The following is a 14,927-nucleotide window of genomic DNA, read 5'->3' on the forward strand; positions in this document are numbered from 1 at the left end:
CCACAAACGCGTGTACCGGATCATGCGGCTTCACGGCCTGCTTTTGGCCAGGTACACGGGCAACAGGCCCGAGCGTTCGCATGAAGGCAAGGTCATCACCCTGCGGCGCAACCTGCGTTGGAGCGCGGACGCTTTCGAAGTCGGCTGCTGGAATGGCGAGAAAGTGCGCGTGGTCTTTGCCCTGGACTGCTGCGACCGTGAGATTATGGTTTTTGCAGCCTCGACGTGCGGCATTTCAGGCTCGATGGTGCGCGATCTGATGTTGGAATGCGTGGAGAAGCGGTTTGGGACGAGCCGTGCGCCGCACCGGGTCGAATGGCTGACCGACAACGGTACCTGCTTTGCGGCCAAGGAGACCGTTGAGTTTGCTTCGTGGCTGGGTTTGATCAGCCGATTTACGCCGGTCAGAAGCCCCGAGAGCAACGGCATGAAGGGATCGACCACGTGCTCCCTGGCCTTGATGAGCGCCCTGCCGACCGCCGCATAGAGCCGAATTTTTCGTTGATGGTCTTGGCGCTTTGCTGAAAGCGTTCAGCGTAGCGCCGTTCGTTCTACCGGAACGTTGCACCCAGCATGTGATCGAATAATTCGATGCACTCGTCGGTGATGGTCTCGGCCATGTCCAGGAGTACCGCCACGAGGGTGGGGGCTGTGGAATAGCCTCCTTCATCCCGGTCTTCTTGTCTGAAGAAATACGCGAGGGGAGAGAGGAGCGCGACTGTTCCCGACCACCTGTGACATTCGGCGCAAGATGGTCTCGGCCACTGCGAACACGGAATGCCGGCGGGCACACCTGCCTTGCGATTGACGACCGGGGCTACTTTTATTAAGCACCAGAATCGTTAACAGCTTTTGACGAATGCCGGCCCAGGGGCGTAGAGTATGCCCGGCGGGCGGCTCGGAAGGCGGCCTGCGTGCCCACCGGGCCGTCTCCCAGGTTTTGCAGAATCTCCTGTGTGGCGTTGCAAATGGTTCGACCTGGAGCTGAGAAATGATCTCCCCCAAGCCACATCATGTTTTATACAAACAGACCGGCCCCGATTCCGAAGTATCGGTTCTCATAACGAACTTCAACTATGAAATTTTTATAATCGAATGCCTGAATTCGGTGTATGACCAAGATCTGAAAAACCTAGATCTGTATATAGTCGACGATGCTTCCACAGACAGTTCCGTAGAAACAATCTGCCGATGGCTGACGATCAACGCCAAACGTTTCAATACTATTGTATTCGTGCAACACGTCAACAATCAGGGCCTTGCCCATGCGAGGAACACCCTGGTCACCCTCAGCTCAACGCCCTACGTCTTTATCCTTGACGCCGATAATTTGCTGTTGCCGAGTTGCTTGCGGAAGCACCACGAAGCCATTGTCAATTCAAAATCCGCCATGGCGTATGCCATTTTGAAAAAGTTTGGCCACCGGGAAGAGCTGGTTGGTTCCGAGATTTTTTCCGCTGAGTTGCTGGCCTGGGGGAATTACATTGATGCCATGGTGATGTTTGACAAAAACATCCTGGTGAAGCTTGGCGGCTACGAGAAGATGGAGATCGGGGGCTGGGAAGATTACAATCTCATATGCAACTTGATCGAGAACAAGTACGAAGGATGTTACATAGGTGAAATATTGTGCCTCTATCGTGTTCATGGAGAATCCATGCTCCATGTCGTCACGAACAAGAAAGAGGAACAGTTGAGAGAGATTTTCCGGAACCGGTTCTCCTTCATCGCTTTTTAACGATCTCGCGGTGGACGACGCATCTACGGCAAAAAGACCCTGCTGGCCCCTGTGTCCCGCGCCCTGCGGCAGGGCTCCCCTTTCCAAATTGCCGGAAAATAGAATGTTTTTCGGCCGATAAGACCGTTTCCACCGATCGGTCCCCAGGATTCCGCTTTTGTGGCCTTCGGCCGCCCCTCTTCCCGGGGCTGGTCGTTTCTGACCGGTTTGCCAGACTGCAGGCCGCGGGTCGGTCCGGTTGTGCAAGGGATGGTCTACCGGTCGTTTGGCAGACCCGCGGTTCATTGTTGTTTGAAGAAAGCGGCTTCACGCCGATAGCGGGTTCTGGTGCGGGGCCGGTCCTCTTTTTCGATGCTGGATGATTCCAAATGGAAAGCCCAGGTGCCGGCGAAAAGCTCTGGATTCGTTGACATCAGTTTTCCCCGTGGATAAAGTGATGAACAGAGATTGCGGTCTGTTGGTCGTCCCCGCAAGGCTGTATGGTGCTGTTAGCAAGAACCATGGAAACGCGTTCCAGCCGCCAAACCCATTTCGCAGGGGTGGCCTTGCGCAAAAATGGACACTGAGAAAGAGCCGGCATGCGCGAATAGGGCTGCCCTTTACGAAAAAAATAAAAAATGCCTTGTGTACAAAAGCCAACACATTGGAATCTGGAATTGCTTTGACAGAGATTTCCGCATCCTGTAAGCACTTGCTCGCGCGAGGTACGCAGTGCAGGCCGAAAGGCTTGGCAGATTTTCGGCATGGGCGCGGATTAATAAGGTAATTAAGGCAGGAGGAACCTGTTCTGGGACACGTGCGCGCTGGTTCATTTTTTACGTGACCATGCAAATGCATGTCAACGCCCTATGCCCGCGCCGCCGACCGCCGAGTCGCGTCCATCCCGGTTTCGGTCCCGACTGCATCCGCGGCCCGGGGTGTGAAGTTTTGAAATGTCGTGCCCGGGCAAAGTGTCCGGCTGGAAACGACAATTCCCAACGCGAATCGGAGTAACGGATGAAAGCGGTCATCTTGGCGGGTGGATTCGGCACACGCATTTCCGAGGAATCGCATTTGCGCCCCAAACCGATGGTGGAAATTGGCGGCTATCCTATCTTATGGCACATATTGAAAATCTATTCCAGCTACGGCATCAATGAATTCGTCATCTGCCTTGGTTACAAGGGTTACTTCATCAAGGAATATTTTGTTAATTATTTTCTCCACAAGTCGAATCTGACTATTGATTTGTCCAGTAACAGCATCGAGTATCACAGCAATAGCTGTGAGCCCTGGAAAATAACCCTGGTCGACACCGGCGAGGGATCGGATACGGGGGGACGCCTGAAGCGGGTCGGCCCATATCTCAATGACGAGGCATTTTGTTTCACCTACGGCGACGGCGTCGCCGACGTCAACATTGCTGAGCTGATCCGCTTCCACGAGGATCAGGGCCTGTTCGCCACCATGACGGCCGTGCAGCCGCCGGGCAAGTTTGGTGCCCTTGATCTCGACGGGCACCGCATCCAGGCGTTCAAGGAAAAGCCGCGCGGAGACGCGTCCTGGATCAACGGTGGCTTTTTCGTTCTGTCGCCCAGGGTCCTGGACTACATCCCCGGGGACGAAACGTCCTGGGAACAGGAGCCGTTGACCCGGCTGGCCCGTGAAGGCCAGCTCGCCGCCTACCGGCACGACGGATTCTGGCAGTGCATGGACACGCTTAAGCACAAAAACCTGCTGGAGGCCCTGTGGCAGTCCGGCAAAGCCCCTTGGAAGATCTGGTAGCCATGCCGACATCTGCGCGCGTTTGCGATTTCCTCGTCATTGGAGCCGGAATCGTCGGTATGAGCGTCGCCCGGGAACTGGCCCTACGTCAGCCCGGGGCCTCGGTCACGGTTTTGGAAAAGGAGCCCACTGTGGGTGGCCACGCCAGCGGTCGCAACAGCGGCGTCATCCACGCCGGATTCTACTATACCGCCGATTCGCTCAAGGCCCGCTTCACCCGGGACGGCAACGTCGCACTCAAGGCCTTTTGCGCGGCGCGGGGCCTTTGCATCAATCCCTGCGGCAAGCTGGTGGTGGCGAGAAACGAGGACGAGCTGGCGGTCCTGGAGTTGCTCCTGGAGCGGGCGGACCGCAACGGGGTCCGGCTTTTCCGCGTAACCGAAGCCGAGGCCAAGGCCATCGAGGCCCGGGTGAAGACCTGCGGCACGGCTCTGTTCTCGCCGGACACGGCCTCCATCGACCCCCTGGAAGTGCTCGGGGCCATGACCGACGCCGCCCGGGAAGCCGGAGTGAGGGTCCTGACCAGCACGCGTTACCTTGGCCGCGAAAACGGCGGCGTGCGGACCAGCCAGGGTGTCCACGGGGCTAGGTATGTGATCAACGCGGCCGGCCTGTACGCTGACAAGGTCGCCAGGGATTTCGGGTTTTCCAAAAATCACTACTTGCTCCCGTTTAAGGGCCTGTACCTCTACGCCGACCCGTCCATGCCGCCGCTAGCTACCAACGTCTATCCTGTACCCAACTTGGCCAACCCCTTTCTGGGCGTCCACTTCACCGTCACCGTGGACGGCAGGACCAAGATCGGACCCACGGCCATCCCCTGCTTCTGGCGGGAACAGTACGGCTGGTTCGAAAACTTCGACGCTCGCGAATTCGGTGAAATCCTGCTGCGGGAACTGGCGCTTTTCACCGGTGCCAACTTCAACTTCAAGGGCTTGGCCTTCGAGGAACTACGCAAGCAGTTTCGGCCCCACATCGTCGGCCTGGCCGGGGAACTGGCCAGCGGCATACACCCAGAACAGTTCAGGAAGTGGGGCCGGCCCGGCATCCGGGCCCAACTAGTCAACGCCGCTTCCCACACCCTGGAAATGGATTTTCTGATCGAGCACGACAACCGCTCCCTGCATGTCCTAAACGCTGTCTCCCCGGCTTTTACCTGTTCCATCCCGTTCGCCGCCCACATCGTCGACACCATCCTCAGCGCCACGCGATAGGAGAAGACATGAATGTGCTGATTACCGGAAATACCGGTTACATCGGTCCCGAATTGGCCAAATACCTGCGTCGCACCCTGCCCGGGGCTAGGTTGATCGGCTATGACAGCGGTTATTTCGCCCATTGCCTGACCGCCGCGGACTACTTCCCGGAATTCGACTACGACGCCCAGTACTGGGGCGACATCCGGCGTATCCCGGCCAAGCTCCTCGAAGGCGTGGACGCCATCGTGCATCTGGCCGCGGTTTCCAACGACCCCATGGGCAATCGTTTCGAAAACGTCACCCGGGACATCAATTTCGAGGCCGGCCTGGCCCTGGCTGCCCAGGCCAAGGAGCGTGGCGTTTCACGGTTCGTCTTCGCCTCAAGCTGTAGCATGTACGGCTGCGCCGAGGGCGGGCCGCGTAAGGAAACCGATCCTCTCAATCCGCTGACCGCCTACGCCCGGTCCAAGGTGGCCATGGAGACCGCCCTGGAAACCCTCGCCGGCCCCGGCTTCCAGGTGACCTGCCTGCGGTTTTCCACGGCCTGCGGTATGTCCGACCGGTTGCGCCTGGACTTGGTGCTCAACGACTTCGTGGCTTGCGCCGTGTCCAGCGGTGAAGTCACGGTCCTTAGCGATGGCACCCCCTGGCGGCCCCTGATCGACGTCAAGGACATGGCCCGGGCCATCGACTGGGCCCTTGGCCGGACAACTGCGGTAGACGGGGCCTTCGTGGCCGTCAACATCGGCAGCACAGACCGAAATTACCAGGTCAAGGACCTAGCCCGGGCCGTGGCCGAACTGGTTCCCGGGACGCGTTATTCCATCAATACCGACGCGCCGCCGGACAAGCGGTCATACAAGGTGGACTTTTCCAAATACGCCGCCCTGGCTCCGGCCCACCAGCCCCAGGTGACCTTGGAGCAGTCCATCCTGGAAATCAAGGCCGGGCTGGAACGGATGGAGTTCGCCGACAAGGCCTTTCGGAATTCCCATTTCATGCGTCTCAAGGTCCTTGACGGGCACATCGCCCAGAACCAGCTGAACGAACGGCTGGAGTGGACAGACAAGCGGCACTACACCGTCCTCTAACCCCTCGGGAGAATACCCATGGTCTTTCGGGAAACGCCGGTCGCCGGAGCACGGCTGATCGATCTGGAAAAACGGGGTGACGACCGGGGCTTTTTCGCCCGGGTCTTTTGCCGCAAGGAAATGGCCAACCAGGGCTTGGTTTCGGATATCCTGCAGATCAACACCTCCCTGAGCGTCCAAAAAGGCACTCTGCGGGGCATGCACTACCAGCTCGCCCCGTCGGCCGAGGTCAAGATCGTGCGCTGCATCCGCGGCGCCCTTTTCGACGTGGTGCTGGACCTGCGCCCGGACTCCCCGTCGTTTTGCCGGTGGTTCGGTGCGGAGTTGTCGGCGGAAAACCGCACCATGATGTATGTGCCAAAGGGCTGCGCACACGGCTTCCTCACCCTGGAGGAGAACACCGAGGCCTTCTATCTGGTCGACAGCGCCTACGCGCCGGACCTGGAACGCGGGGTGCGCTACGACGATCTCCAGTTCGGCATCGTCTGGCCCGCCGCGCCAGCCGAGGTTTCCCAGAAAGACAGGAGCTGGCCGGATTTCGATCCCGCCTGGCACGGCGTGGAACAGCTGCGGGGACTGACATGAAGATCCTGTTGACCGGCGCCAGCTCCTTTACGGGGGCATGGTTCACCCGAGCGTTGACCGAGGCCGGCCACGCAGTGACCGCCACCTTCACGGCCGCCCCAGAAGCCTACACCGGGCTGCGCAAGGAAAGAATCGATGCCTATACCGGGGCCTGCACGCATGTATGGAACGCGCCCCTTGGCAGCCGGCCCTTCCTGGAGGCGCTCGACCAGGGCTTCGACGTCCTATGCCACCACGGCGCGTACGTCACTGACTACAAGAGCGACGACTTCGACTACTTGGCAGCCGTGGCGGCCAATACACGGAACATTCGGCAAGTCCTGGCCCAGCTGATCGGCACGGGGCCTGGACGCGTTGTTCTCACAGGCAGCGTGTTCGAGGCCGACGAAGGGGCCGGCAACACCCCCCCTACGCGCCTTTTCCCCCTACGGCCTGTCAAAGACCCTGACCGCCTCGGTGTTCCGGTTCTGGTGTGAGCGGGTTGGGGTACCTTTTTCCAGGTTCGTCATCCCCAATCCCTTCGGTCCCCACGAAGAACCGAGGTTCACACATTACCTGATGCGCAAGTGGGCCAAGGGGGAAACGGCCCAGGTCAACACACCGGCTTATGTTCGGGACAACATCCACGTTTCCCTGCTCGCCAAAATCTACGCTGGCTTTGTCGCTGGTCCGGCAGATACACTGCGTCCCAGCGGCTATGTCGAGACCCAGGGCGCTTTTGCCGAGCGTTTCGCCGCAGCCATGCGGGCCAGGCTTGGCCTGCCGTGTGTGTTGCATCTAGCCGAGCAAACGGAATTCGTGGAACCGAAAGTCCGAATCAACACTGATGTCCCAGACACATGTCTGTTGGATTGGAATGAAGACCGGTCATGGGACGAGATGGCGGCCTATTACAGACGTGTGCTGACAGGCGACGTGTCCCGGGGCTTTCAGGCCTGACGACTTTTTTTCCCGCTAGGATCTTCCGAGCGGTTGTCGTTGTGCAACAATGGGAGTCCCCACTATTTTGCCGCACGAAACGCATTGACCGCCCATCGGTTCGGTCTATTCCCTGAATTGTCTTGGTTACTGAGAAGGGAAGCCAGCATGAGTTTAAGCCAGACACGCAGCAAAGAATACATAAACTTTCTTACTGAAAACCATGAGCAGTTGGCAGTGGTGGTCGATCGCCTCTTGGAATTGCAGCAAAGTCAGAACGCCGCCAATCAGATAAAAAAAAGTTTTCGGAACAGCAAAAGTATATTGAAGATAATATCTTAGAAATAAAATGGCTTGCTGCGCATATCCAGTCCATACACCATGCATATTCATCGATTGATGGATATGGGGATGGCGGGTGGGACAATATTTCTTTTCAAATAAATCAGATTTGCGCTTACCGCTTGATGTTTTTCGAACATTACTGCGGACAGCTTGATCAACAAGACAAGAAAGACGTGACTGATGTAACCTCTGCCGCCAGACATTATATAACAATTGGGGCAAAAAAAGGCTTTAATCCCCATGTTTTTTTTGACACGGAATATTATAAGCTTCAGGCCGGCATAGCGACTGAGATGAACCCGCTTATTCATTTCATACAGAAAGGCCTCAAAGAGCGGATAGACCCGCATCCACTTTTCTGTCTGAAGTATTATTGTGCGCAAAGCAAGAAATATTCCGGTTTGCACGTAAATTGGTTGCAGCACTACTGCGATCTGCATGTCCTTGGATACAATCCACATCCCCTGTTTGATACCAAATACTATCACTTTAAATATGCCGATATTCCTGTTACCTTCAATCCTTTGGCACATTTTCTGGATTATGGAGCTAAAGAATTGCGCTCGCCAAGTAAATATGTTGATTTAGAATTCTATTATAAAAAGATTCAACACAGGGCATGTCCTTCAAAGAATCTTTTAATCGACTATTTGACGAACGACAAAGCGCAAGAAATCCCTATTTCTGACAAATATGACATGGCGGCTTTTGTTCAAAACTACCGACATCAACAGATATTTGACTTCAATCTTATTAAAAAGCTTCCAGATTTGCACAATTTATTAGTTAACGATACTAATGAAAATAATAACAGCCGCCTTTCCCCATTTCGCTACTACAAACTTTATGATGCAACTCCAAACTGTCGCATCACTGATTGCATAAAAAGGATATCAATCTATCATTCGTCCGCGGGAAATTATTTTTTTAAAGAATTTTCGGATATCTTGCAATCCGCATTTTCACAATTAAATGTCAGGTGCGACATCAGAACCGAGCGGGAAGGGTTTGCTGAAGACGTCGATTATCATATCGTAATAGCTCCACATGAATTTTTTACGCTCCGAGAAGGCATTGCTGTTGCTGACAAAATTCCAGAAAATACGATCATGCTCAGCACTGAACAGTCGGAAACCGACTGGTTCAAAGTCAGTCTGAAATATCTTCCCAAAGCAAAGTATATCTTTGATTTGAGTTTTCCCAGTGCATACCGCCTGACCAAGCTTTTCCCTTATACCTATTTTTTGCCTTTCGGGTATCTCCCTCTGAACACGTCGGAAGTGTATTCCCTGACACCAATGCCTGACTGCAATATTCTGAAAAAATTTAGTCATGCTACGAAACAAAATTCCAAAAACCGTTTGCTCAATTTTTCTGAAAGACCCATAGACATTTTGTTCATCGGGACTTCGAGCCTGCGGCGGGAGCAATTCTTTCTGAAAAACGCGTCCTTCTTTTCCCGCTACAACTGTTTTTTTTATGTCCCGCCGTGCAGTCGGCCCTTTGTTGAAGGCGAAAATAGTGCGTTAAATACCCGGTCCGCAGTCTCGTTATGCCAAAGATCCAAAATAATCCTTAATATTCATCGAGGTAGTGAAAATTACTTTGAGTGGCAACGCATAGTTATGCGCGGAGTCATGCAAAAATCGTTGGTAATGACGGAGTATTGCGAATACACCCCGCTTGTAACTCCAAACCTTGATTTTATACAGGTTAATCTGGAAACAATGCCTACGGCTATAGATTTTTTTCTTAATCCGGAGAACACGACGTACACACAATCCTTATTGGACGCAGCCTATGAAAATATGAAAAAGAGTTGTGATTTTCGTAGCATCCTTAAGGCTCTGTTCTCACACCTCAAAAAAGTTGAATATCTTGCGCTACGCTCTGAATAATGATCTCGAACCGGAGTATCAAGGATTATGGAAATTGACGTCAGGAATTATCAGGACTTCAAGCTATGGGAGTCGAGTGTTTTTTCAAAGAAAGAAATGCTGAATGATATTTGCATATTTTCCCACTATCATCCTCAGGGCAAAGTGTATCAATATGTTTATGACATGCTACAGGAGATTAATCGCTGCGGATTTAAAGTTATTTTTATTACAAAAAAGAAATAAGCGATTGGCATGCTTTTAAAAAATTATCTACGATGTGTCTGGCGATTTCTATTTTGCCTGACATAGGACGCGATATATTGTCCTATAGGCACGGTTTTGCTTTGTGTCACCAACGCATCAAAGGTTCGCTCCTGTTTTGCAATGATTCCATATTAGGCCCTTTTGGCGACATGAGCGATTTTTTCCAATTTAGTTCTTCAAAACCAATGGATATCGTAGCCTACAGTGATTCACTTGAAGGAAAATATCATTTTCAGACCTATTTGTTTTTATTTAAAAAAATGTACTTGCTAATAAAAGATTTCAAGATTATTTCTTTCGGATCGATCCTACCATGTCTAAAAGTAAAATGATTGCCAATTATGAAATAGACCAGACACGTCAATTAATAGAATTTGGTTTTGAAGTGGTTAGTTATTTTAATCCGGATAAAGACAAAAAGCTTTATTTCGATTTTAGGGAGCCTTTTACTAACTATTCGAAGCCAATAAACCCAACGCATATTTATTGGAAAGCAATGCTTCAAAAGCCGTTCGGACTCATCAAACTGGATATCCTCAAATACTTATCTGATTGTGAAAACGACATCTATGAAACCTTCAAGGTCTTAACAGACAAAAATTGTGATATGAATATGTTGCGAACAATCATTCGGGATTTTCGTTTTCATCATTTCCACGCCTAGAGACAGCATGGCTCCTAGAGAGCGTAGGCGAAACAGCCCCGCGCGGTCGCGAGAACAGCAGGGGTACGCTCTTTCCCGAACTGGCCAGGTCAGGCAAAAACGTGGCCAAAACCGGCGGCGTCAGTTGGCAGTTGAGGCGGTCAGAAATTTCAGAAATGGACGCGGCCAGCACTTGAACTTTTTTCTTTTCCCGGGTTGTTTGTAGGGGCGGGGCGCCGGGCCGTAAGGCCGTCCTGTACCGGAGAAAATGCTCTTGTGTAATCGACGGGTTATTTTTTCAATTCCTGGGAGGTATTCGATGAGCTTAAGTTTCTTCAAATCGCAAAAGGCGGATGCGGATAACGAGGCAATTATACGACTGACGCAAGAACTTTCGCTGCAAAAAGAACTTCTACAAAACGAAATCCATAAGAACAGGGTGCTGACCGAATCCAATAAGAACCTTGAAGACACCGTGGCCGAGTTGAAAATCGCTCTTGTCCCCTCGGATGCGATTTTTTTTCTATCACAGAAGGCGAATGCGGAAACTGTTTCTATCGAACAACTACAACAGGAACTTTCAGTGCAACAAGAACTTCTGCAACAAGAAGTCAATGCGAAGAGGGTCTTGGCCGAAGACAACAAAAATCTTCAAGAAGCTAATGATGTGCTTGGTCGCATTGTCGAGAGAACAAACGATGATTATTCTGATCTCAAACAAAAATTCGAAGCTTTGCTTGACATTACCAGAAGAATTCTTCAAGAACTTCTCAAAAATGATACTCATATTGGAACAAATTGCTTCGACGAAACTCTGTATTTAAAAAACAACCTAGACATTAATTCTTTTGTCGAAACGAACGTTCTGTCATCCTTTGAGCATTGGCTACTATACGGAAGCTTAGAGAAGAGACTCCCGTGTTTTATAAAACCTGCAGTTCCGATGGTAAAGTTGGAAAATTTAAACCACATGCTCTATTTGCGTGAACTTCAAATCGTTTTTTTAGCTGCAGCTTGTTTTCGGAAGGTCTTTACCAAAGATTTTATCATATTCGATAACGATAAATATTTGGAAGTCAACGGTGACGTAAATGAGCATTATAGCGATCATTTAGAGCAGCGAGGCTTTATGCACTGGGTGCTACACGGCTTCAAGGAAGGCAGAAAGCCGTACTTTAAAACCCAGGAGAGGGGCAATGGTTGACGTGGTGACTTGGCCCTTGCGTGGACGAAACCGCGTCACGGGCCTATCGCCTGTAGCATACGGCCAAGCGTCGGGTATCGACGGGCGCGAAGGTGTCGTGCCGGTGTCAGCCAGCCGCAGATCGTCTGCTCACTGACGCTGTTAGGGAAAATCAAGAACTCCGGGGAACCAATCGTAACGCGGACAACGTCATCACGGACCAGGAGGCAGCAACGAGGTTATTGTCCCCGTGTCGGGTGGGGCTGCACACCCAAATAGTCGATGACAGCCCTACTCGCGCCGGCCCGGAGAGATTTGGAAGGCCAAAAAGACACAGGGCTTACCCCGGCCGCCGTAAGGGACTTATTATCGGGCGGCCGGGGCAAACGACTCGGAAAAAGAAAACCCATGCAATGCTTTAACACTTCCAAAGTACGATCCGAAGAACTTTAATTTTCGATCCAGATGGCATTGACGCCAGCCCAAGGGGACGTGTCGACAACATCAAGGCCGATGGGTTTGCTCGTGGACAAAGCCGTCAGGGCCGTTGCAAGAAAAGTTTGCGAATATGTTGAAGGGAACAAAAAGTTATAATTGGTTTTGCTGACAGGGTCCTGTACGCTGATCCAGACTTGCCCGTTGTTGTTGCTACCGGTGTTTAGCAGCGTATAACTTGACAAGGTGGTCGCAAAAGTTTGGGAAGCTGTGAAAAAAACAAGGGAAGCAACAATCGCAATGGCACATGAAATGAGTTTCATTTTCCAATCCTCCGTTTTAGTTGTTCTTCCGTGTCAATGGACTTTGACCGGGGCCTCGTTCGCGGGATCTTTTCCGGAATTGGTTGGTATGATTTCCTTGGGGGCGACCTGTGTCGTTGAAACCTTGACCTGTTGGTCGACGCGCGCTTGCTGTTCGTTCAAAAATTTTGAAGAGACATTCCCATTCGGCAAACTATACTCGCGAGGCTTACGACTGTCGATCTGTTGTTGCCGCTTTTGAAGCTCACCCCAGGTAATCGACGGGCCAGAATTTATATTAGGAAGAAAAGGTGTGTCAGGACTTGGTTTTTGGGTCTCTATTCGTTCCGCCTGAGCCTTGAGCTCTCGATAGGTTATACCGGGACGAAATTCCATGTCAAGGTTGGGAGGCTTATTGGCGGTCGCAATTTGTTCTTTACTCGGCAAGGGACTTTGCTTGGGCTGTTGCGATGCTTGTTGCATTTGCTCGCTGGCGCCTACGACAAAAATTTGAACAGTCTTTTCTTTTTCGTCATACGACAACGCATAATTGCTGTCGTCTATAGATTGCAAAAGGCTACGAAGCCCTGCAACAGGATCTTTATCCCGAAAAGAAGAGGACAGGCGTACATTGGCCAACGCCTGAGGGTAGGAAACGGCCCAACCAAACTCTTTGTAAAACTTGTCCATACAGTCAGAAAGTTTACTATTTAGACACTGAATTTCAAAATCACGCGTCTCGGCAGAAGCGGGATATGCACGGCCAAGCAGAACCATCACGAGGCAAAAGAAGCAAAAAAAAGGGAAAAGGTATACCTGTTGACGGTGAAACACGGTGCCATCTCCTGGGAACGGGTTTTTCTTTAAAGATTGTGTAAAGTTAGCGCAAAAAACACAGCTCTTACGAAGAGAAACCACCTTACTTCAAAGAGTCTCCACGAAGGCCCCTAGGGGTAAACCTCATTTTGCAAATTATCTTAAAAGAGGCAGCATGTCAATAACCGTTTCCATGCTTGATCAACGCAATACCCAATTGGTTGTTGAGCCTGCCCCACTAAGATTTTGGTCCTTCCGGGTTTTCCGTGGGTACCCGGGTTCAGGCCTGTCTGGGATAGAGGTCCAAGCCGCCGCAGAAAAAGTAGATGGCGGTCTTGAAGTGCTCCCGGTTGCGGTAACCGCACGCCCTGCGCTTGATGGCCATGATCTTGCTGTTGAGTCCCTCGGCCGCGCCGTTGGTGATCCGATGCCGGCAAAAGGTCAGGATGTTGTCCAGATGCCGAGAGAGCATCTCCCCGACCTTGCGCATCGGGGGTAAGTCTGACTTCCTCACCCAGGTCAGCCAGCGTTTCATGAACCGCTTTGCCCAGCCGACGCTGAGGTAGTTCCACAACCCGGCCAGGCTTTCTTTCATCGCCCAGGCCTTGGCCACCTTCAGGTTCGTGGCCTTCAGGGCCTCCAAGGTCGGTCGGTGCATGTCCGGCAGATTCTCTTCCCGGTAAAGCCAGATGTACTTGGTGCCCTTGAGGCATTCGTCTTCCTAGCGGAGCAGTTCGCGATGTTCCTGCCGGCGGACTTTGTCCACCGCCTGGCCCACGTGCTGCATGATGTGGAAGCGGTCGTGGACGATCTTGTGCGCCGCATCGGGTACGTGTTTGATCGTGGCCTTGAAGTAAGGTTCCCACATGTCCATGGCTACGGCTCGGATGCGCTCGAGTTGCTGCGCCGTGAACTGCCGATAATAGTCCCCGAGGCTCTCGGTCTTGCGATCCTGGGCCACAAATTCCACCGTTCCGCCGAGCAGATCGCAGACCACGGTCATGTAGTCATGACCTTTGCGGAAGGCCTTTTCATCGATGCCAAGATACCGAGCGGGGGTTGCTTTCTTCCTGGCTTGCCCTCGCCGGACGGCTCGATCCATGACGTTCCAGGCCTCATCCCAGCTGATCCGCATGAGCCGGCAGGTACCGGACACGGTGGCGCACTCGCGTAACACGTCAATGATCAAGCGCTCCATGAGCATGGTGAAGCGTCCCTTGGCCTCGGCCCAAGGCACCTTGACCTGAAGGCACTCCGTGCTCGGGGCACTCCACGCGCGGAACCCGGGCATGGAGGAAGGTCTTGAACTGGCAGGTGTCGAGGTGACGCCACACCCGGGGCTCGGCATGATCCCGACAAGCCAGCTCGCGACCACAGGTCGGACAGCGCCAGCGGACACCGGCAGCATGATCAACATGGACGTCCACCCGGCCTCCCGCCGTGTCCAACTCGACGTCAGCAACAAACCACGGGTCGCTCAGCCCCAGAATCCGAGAATACAGGTCCGTGTCCTTCATGGTCACCCTCCAGGGCTGACCATATCCGGTCATCTACCCACGGAAAACCCGGAAGGGCCAAAAGATTTTCAGCGCTAACTGGGCAAAGTGCCATCCTTCACCGGGTTGTAATAATTTTCAACCGACCCACTCTTATTCGGCATCTTCGCTCATATTGCTTGTAGCAGGCCATTATCTCCGATTATGTTCTCTTCTTTTGCCCTAGGCGGCCACAAAATTAGTCTATAGAGCTTAATAATATTGTGCA

At 52.6% G+C, this 14,927-nt stretch carries 14 protein-coding genes and 2 pseudogenes; 12 read left to right on the plus strand and 4 right to left on the minus strand.

All coding sequences use genetic code 11. The features are described from left to right. The 12 genes and pseudogenes from DVDV_RS18850 to DVDV_RS18900 all read left to right on the plus strand — a co-directional run. Window positions 1-430 (plus strand): annotated as a pseudogene (locus tag DVDV_RS18850) (DDE-type integrase/transposase/recombinase); the annotation flags it as partial. 561 nt (window positions 431-991) lie between these two features. Beyond that, entirely contained in the window at window positions 992-1,738 is a 747-nt protein-coding gene (locus DVDV_RS18855; RefSeq protein ID WP_075356149.1) for a glycosyltransferase family A protein, read from the plus strand. Between the two features lie 996 nt (window positions 1,739-2,734). After that, a complete protein-coding gene (gene rfbF, locus DVDV_RS18860; protein ID WP_075356150.1) occupies window positions 2,735-3,502 on the plus strand; it encodes a glucose-1-phosphate cytidylyltransferase in 768 nt (255 codons plus the stop codon). Between the two features lie 2 nt (window positions 3,503-3,504). Beyond that, window positions 3,505-4,716, plus strand: a complete 1,212-nt coding sequence (gene lhgO / locus DVDV_RS18865; protein WP_075356151.1) for an L-2-hydroxyglutarate oxidase — start codon at window positions 3,505-3,507, stop codon at window positions 4,714-4,716. Window positions 4,717-4,724: 8 nt separating this feature from the next. Beyond that, window positions 4,725-5,792 (plus strand): NAD(P)-dependent oxidoreductase, encoded by a 1,068-nt coding sequence (locus tag DVDV_RS18870; RefSeq protein WP_075356152.1) that lies wholly within the window; start codon window positions 4,725-4,727, stop codon window positions 5,790-5,792. An 18-nt stretch (window positions 5,793-5,810) separates the two neighbouring features. Next, window positions 5,811-6,377, plus strand: coding sequence for a dTDP-4-dehydrorhamnose 3,5-epimerase (rfbC, locus tag DVDV_RS18875; RefSeq protein WP_075356153.1), 567 nt, complete (start codon window positions 5,811-5,813; stop codon window positions 6,375-6,377). Beyond that, window positions 6,374-6,853, plus strand: a complete 480-nt coding sequence (locus DVDV_RS23000) for an NAD-dependent epimerase/dehydratase family protein (RefSeq protein ID WP_217694146.1) — start codon at window positions 6,374-6,376, stop codon at window positions 6,851-6,853. The genes rfbC and DVDV_RS23000 overlap by 4 nt, the downstream gene beginning before the upstream one ends. After that, window positions 6,834-7,316 carry a hypothetical protein gene (locus DVDV_RS23005; RefSeq protein WP_368482928.1) on the plus strand — a complete coding sequence of 161 codons (483 nt, stop codon included), beginning with the start codon at window positions 6,834-6,836 and terminating at the stop codon, window positions 7,314-7,316. The genes DVDV_RS23000 and DVDV_RS23005 overlap by 20 nt, the downstream gene beginning before the upstream one ends. Window positions 7,317-7,463: 147 nt before the next feature. Continuing rightward, the gene (locus tag DVDV_RS22850) at window positions 7,464-7,637 is read left to right on the plus strand and encodes a hypothetical protein (protein ID WP_175577129.1); all 174 of its coding nucleotides are present in this window, start codon (window positions 7,464-7,466) and stop codon (window positions 7,635-7,637) included. 176 nt (window positions 7,638-7,813) lie between these two features. Further along, a complete protein-coding gene (locus DVDV_RS22485; protein WP_139311673.1) occupies window positions 7,814-9,538 on the plus strand; it encodes a hypothetical protein in 1,725 nt (574 codons plus the stop codon). Window positions 9,539-10,097: 559 nt separating this feature from the next. Then, window positions 10,098-10,448, plus strand: a complete 351-nt coding sequence (locus tag DVDV_RS22490) for a hypothetical protein (protein WP_139311674.1) — start codon at window positions 10,098-10,100, stop codon at window positions 10,446-10,448. A gap of 298 nt (window positions 10,449-10,746) precedes the next feature. Beyond that, window positions 10,747-11,631, plus strand: coding sequence for a hypothetical protein (locus tag DVDV_RS18900; protein WP_075356157.1), 885 nt, complete (start codon window positions 10,747-10,749; stop codon window positions 11,629-11,631). A 428-nt stretch (window positions 11,632-12,059) separates the two neighbouring features. Here DVDV_RS18900 and DVDV_RS18905 read toward each other — a convergent pair whose 3' ends face one another. The 4 genes and pseudogenes from DVDV_RS18905 to DVDV_RS23600 all read right to left on the minus strand — a co-directional run bounded on the left by DVDV_RS18905 (window position 12,060) and on the right by DVDV_RS23600 (window position 14,713). After that, window positions 12,060-12,368, minus strand: coding sequence for a hypothetical protein (locus DVDV_RS18905; RefSeq protein WP_075356158.1), 309 nt, complete (start codon window positions 12,366-12,368; stop codon window positions 12,060-12,062). A 33-nt stretch (window positions 12,369-12,401) separates the two neighbouring features. After that, window positions 12,402-13,181, minus strand: a complete 780-nt coding sequence (locus DVDV_RS22495; protein ID WP_139311675.1) for a hypothetical protein — start codon at window positions 13,179-13,181, stop codon at window positions 12,402-12,404. Between the two features lie 262 nt (window positions 13,182-13,443). Then, window positions 13,444-14,454 (minus strand): annotated as a pseudogene (locus DVDV_RS18915) (ISL3 family transposase). After that, the gene (locus tag DVDV_RS23600; protein ID WP_368482929.1) at window positions 14,342-14,713 is read right to left on the minus strand and encodes a transposase family protein; all 372 of its coding nucleotides are present in this window, start codon (window positions 14,711-14,713) and stop codon (window positions 14,342-14,344) included. Before DVDV_RS23600 ends, DVDV_RS18915 begins: the two are co-directional and overlap by 113 nt. Window positions 14,714-14,927: the final 214 nt, after the last annotated feature.

Source organism: Desulfovibrio sp. DV, assembly GCF_001936595.1.
Taxonomy (GTDB): domain Bacteria; phylum Desulfobacterota; class Desulfovibrionia; order Desulfovibrionales; family Desulfovibrionaceae; genus Solidesulfovibrio.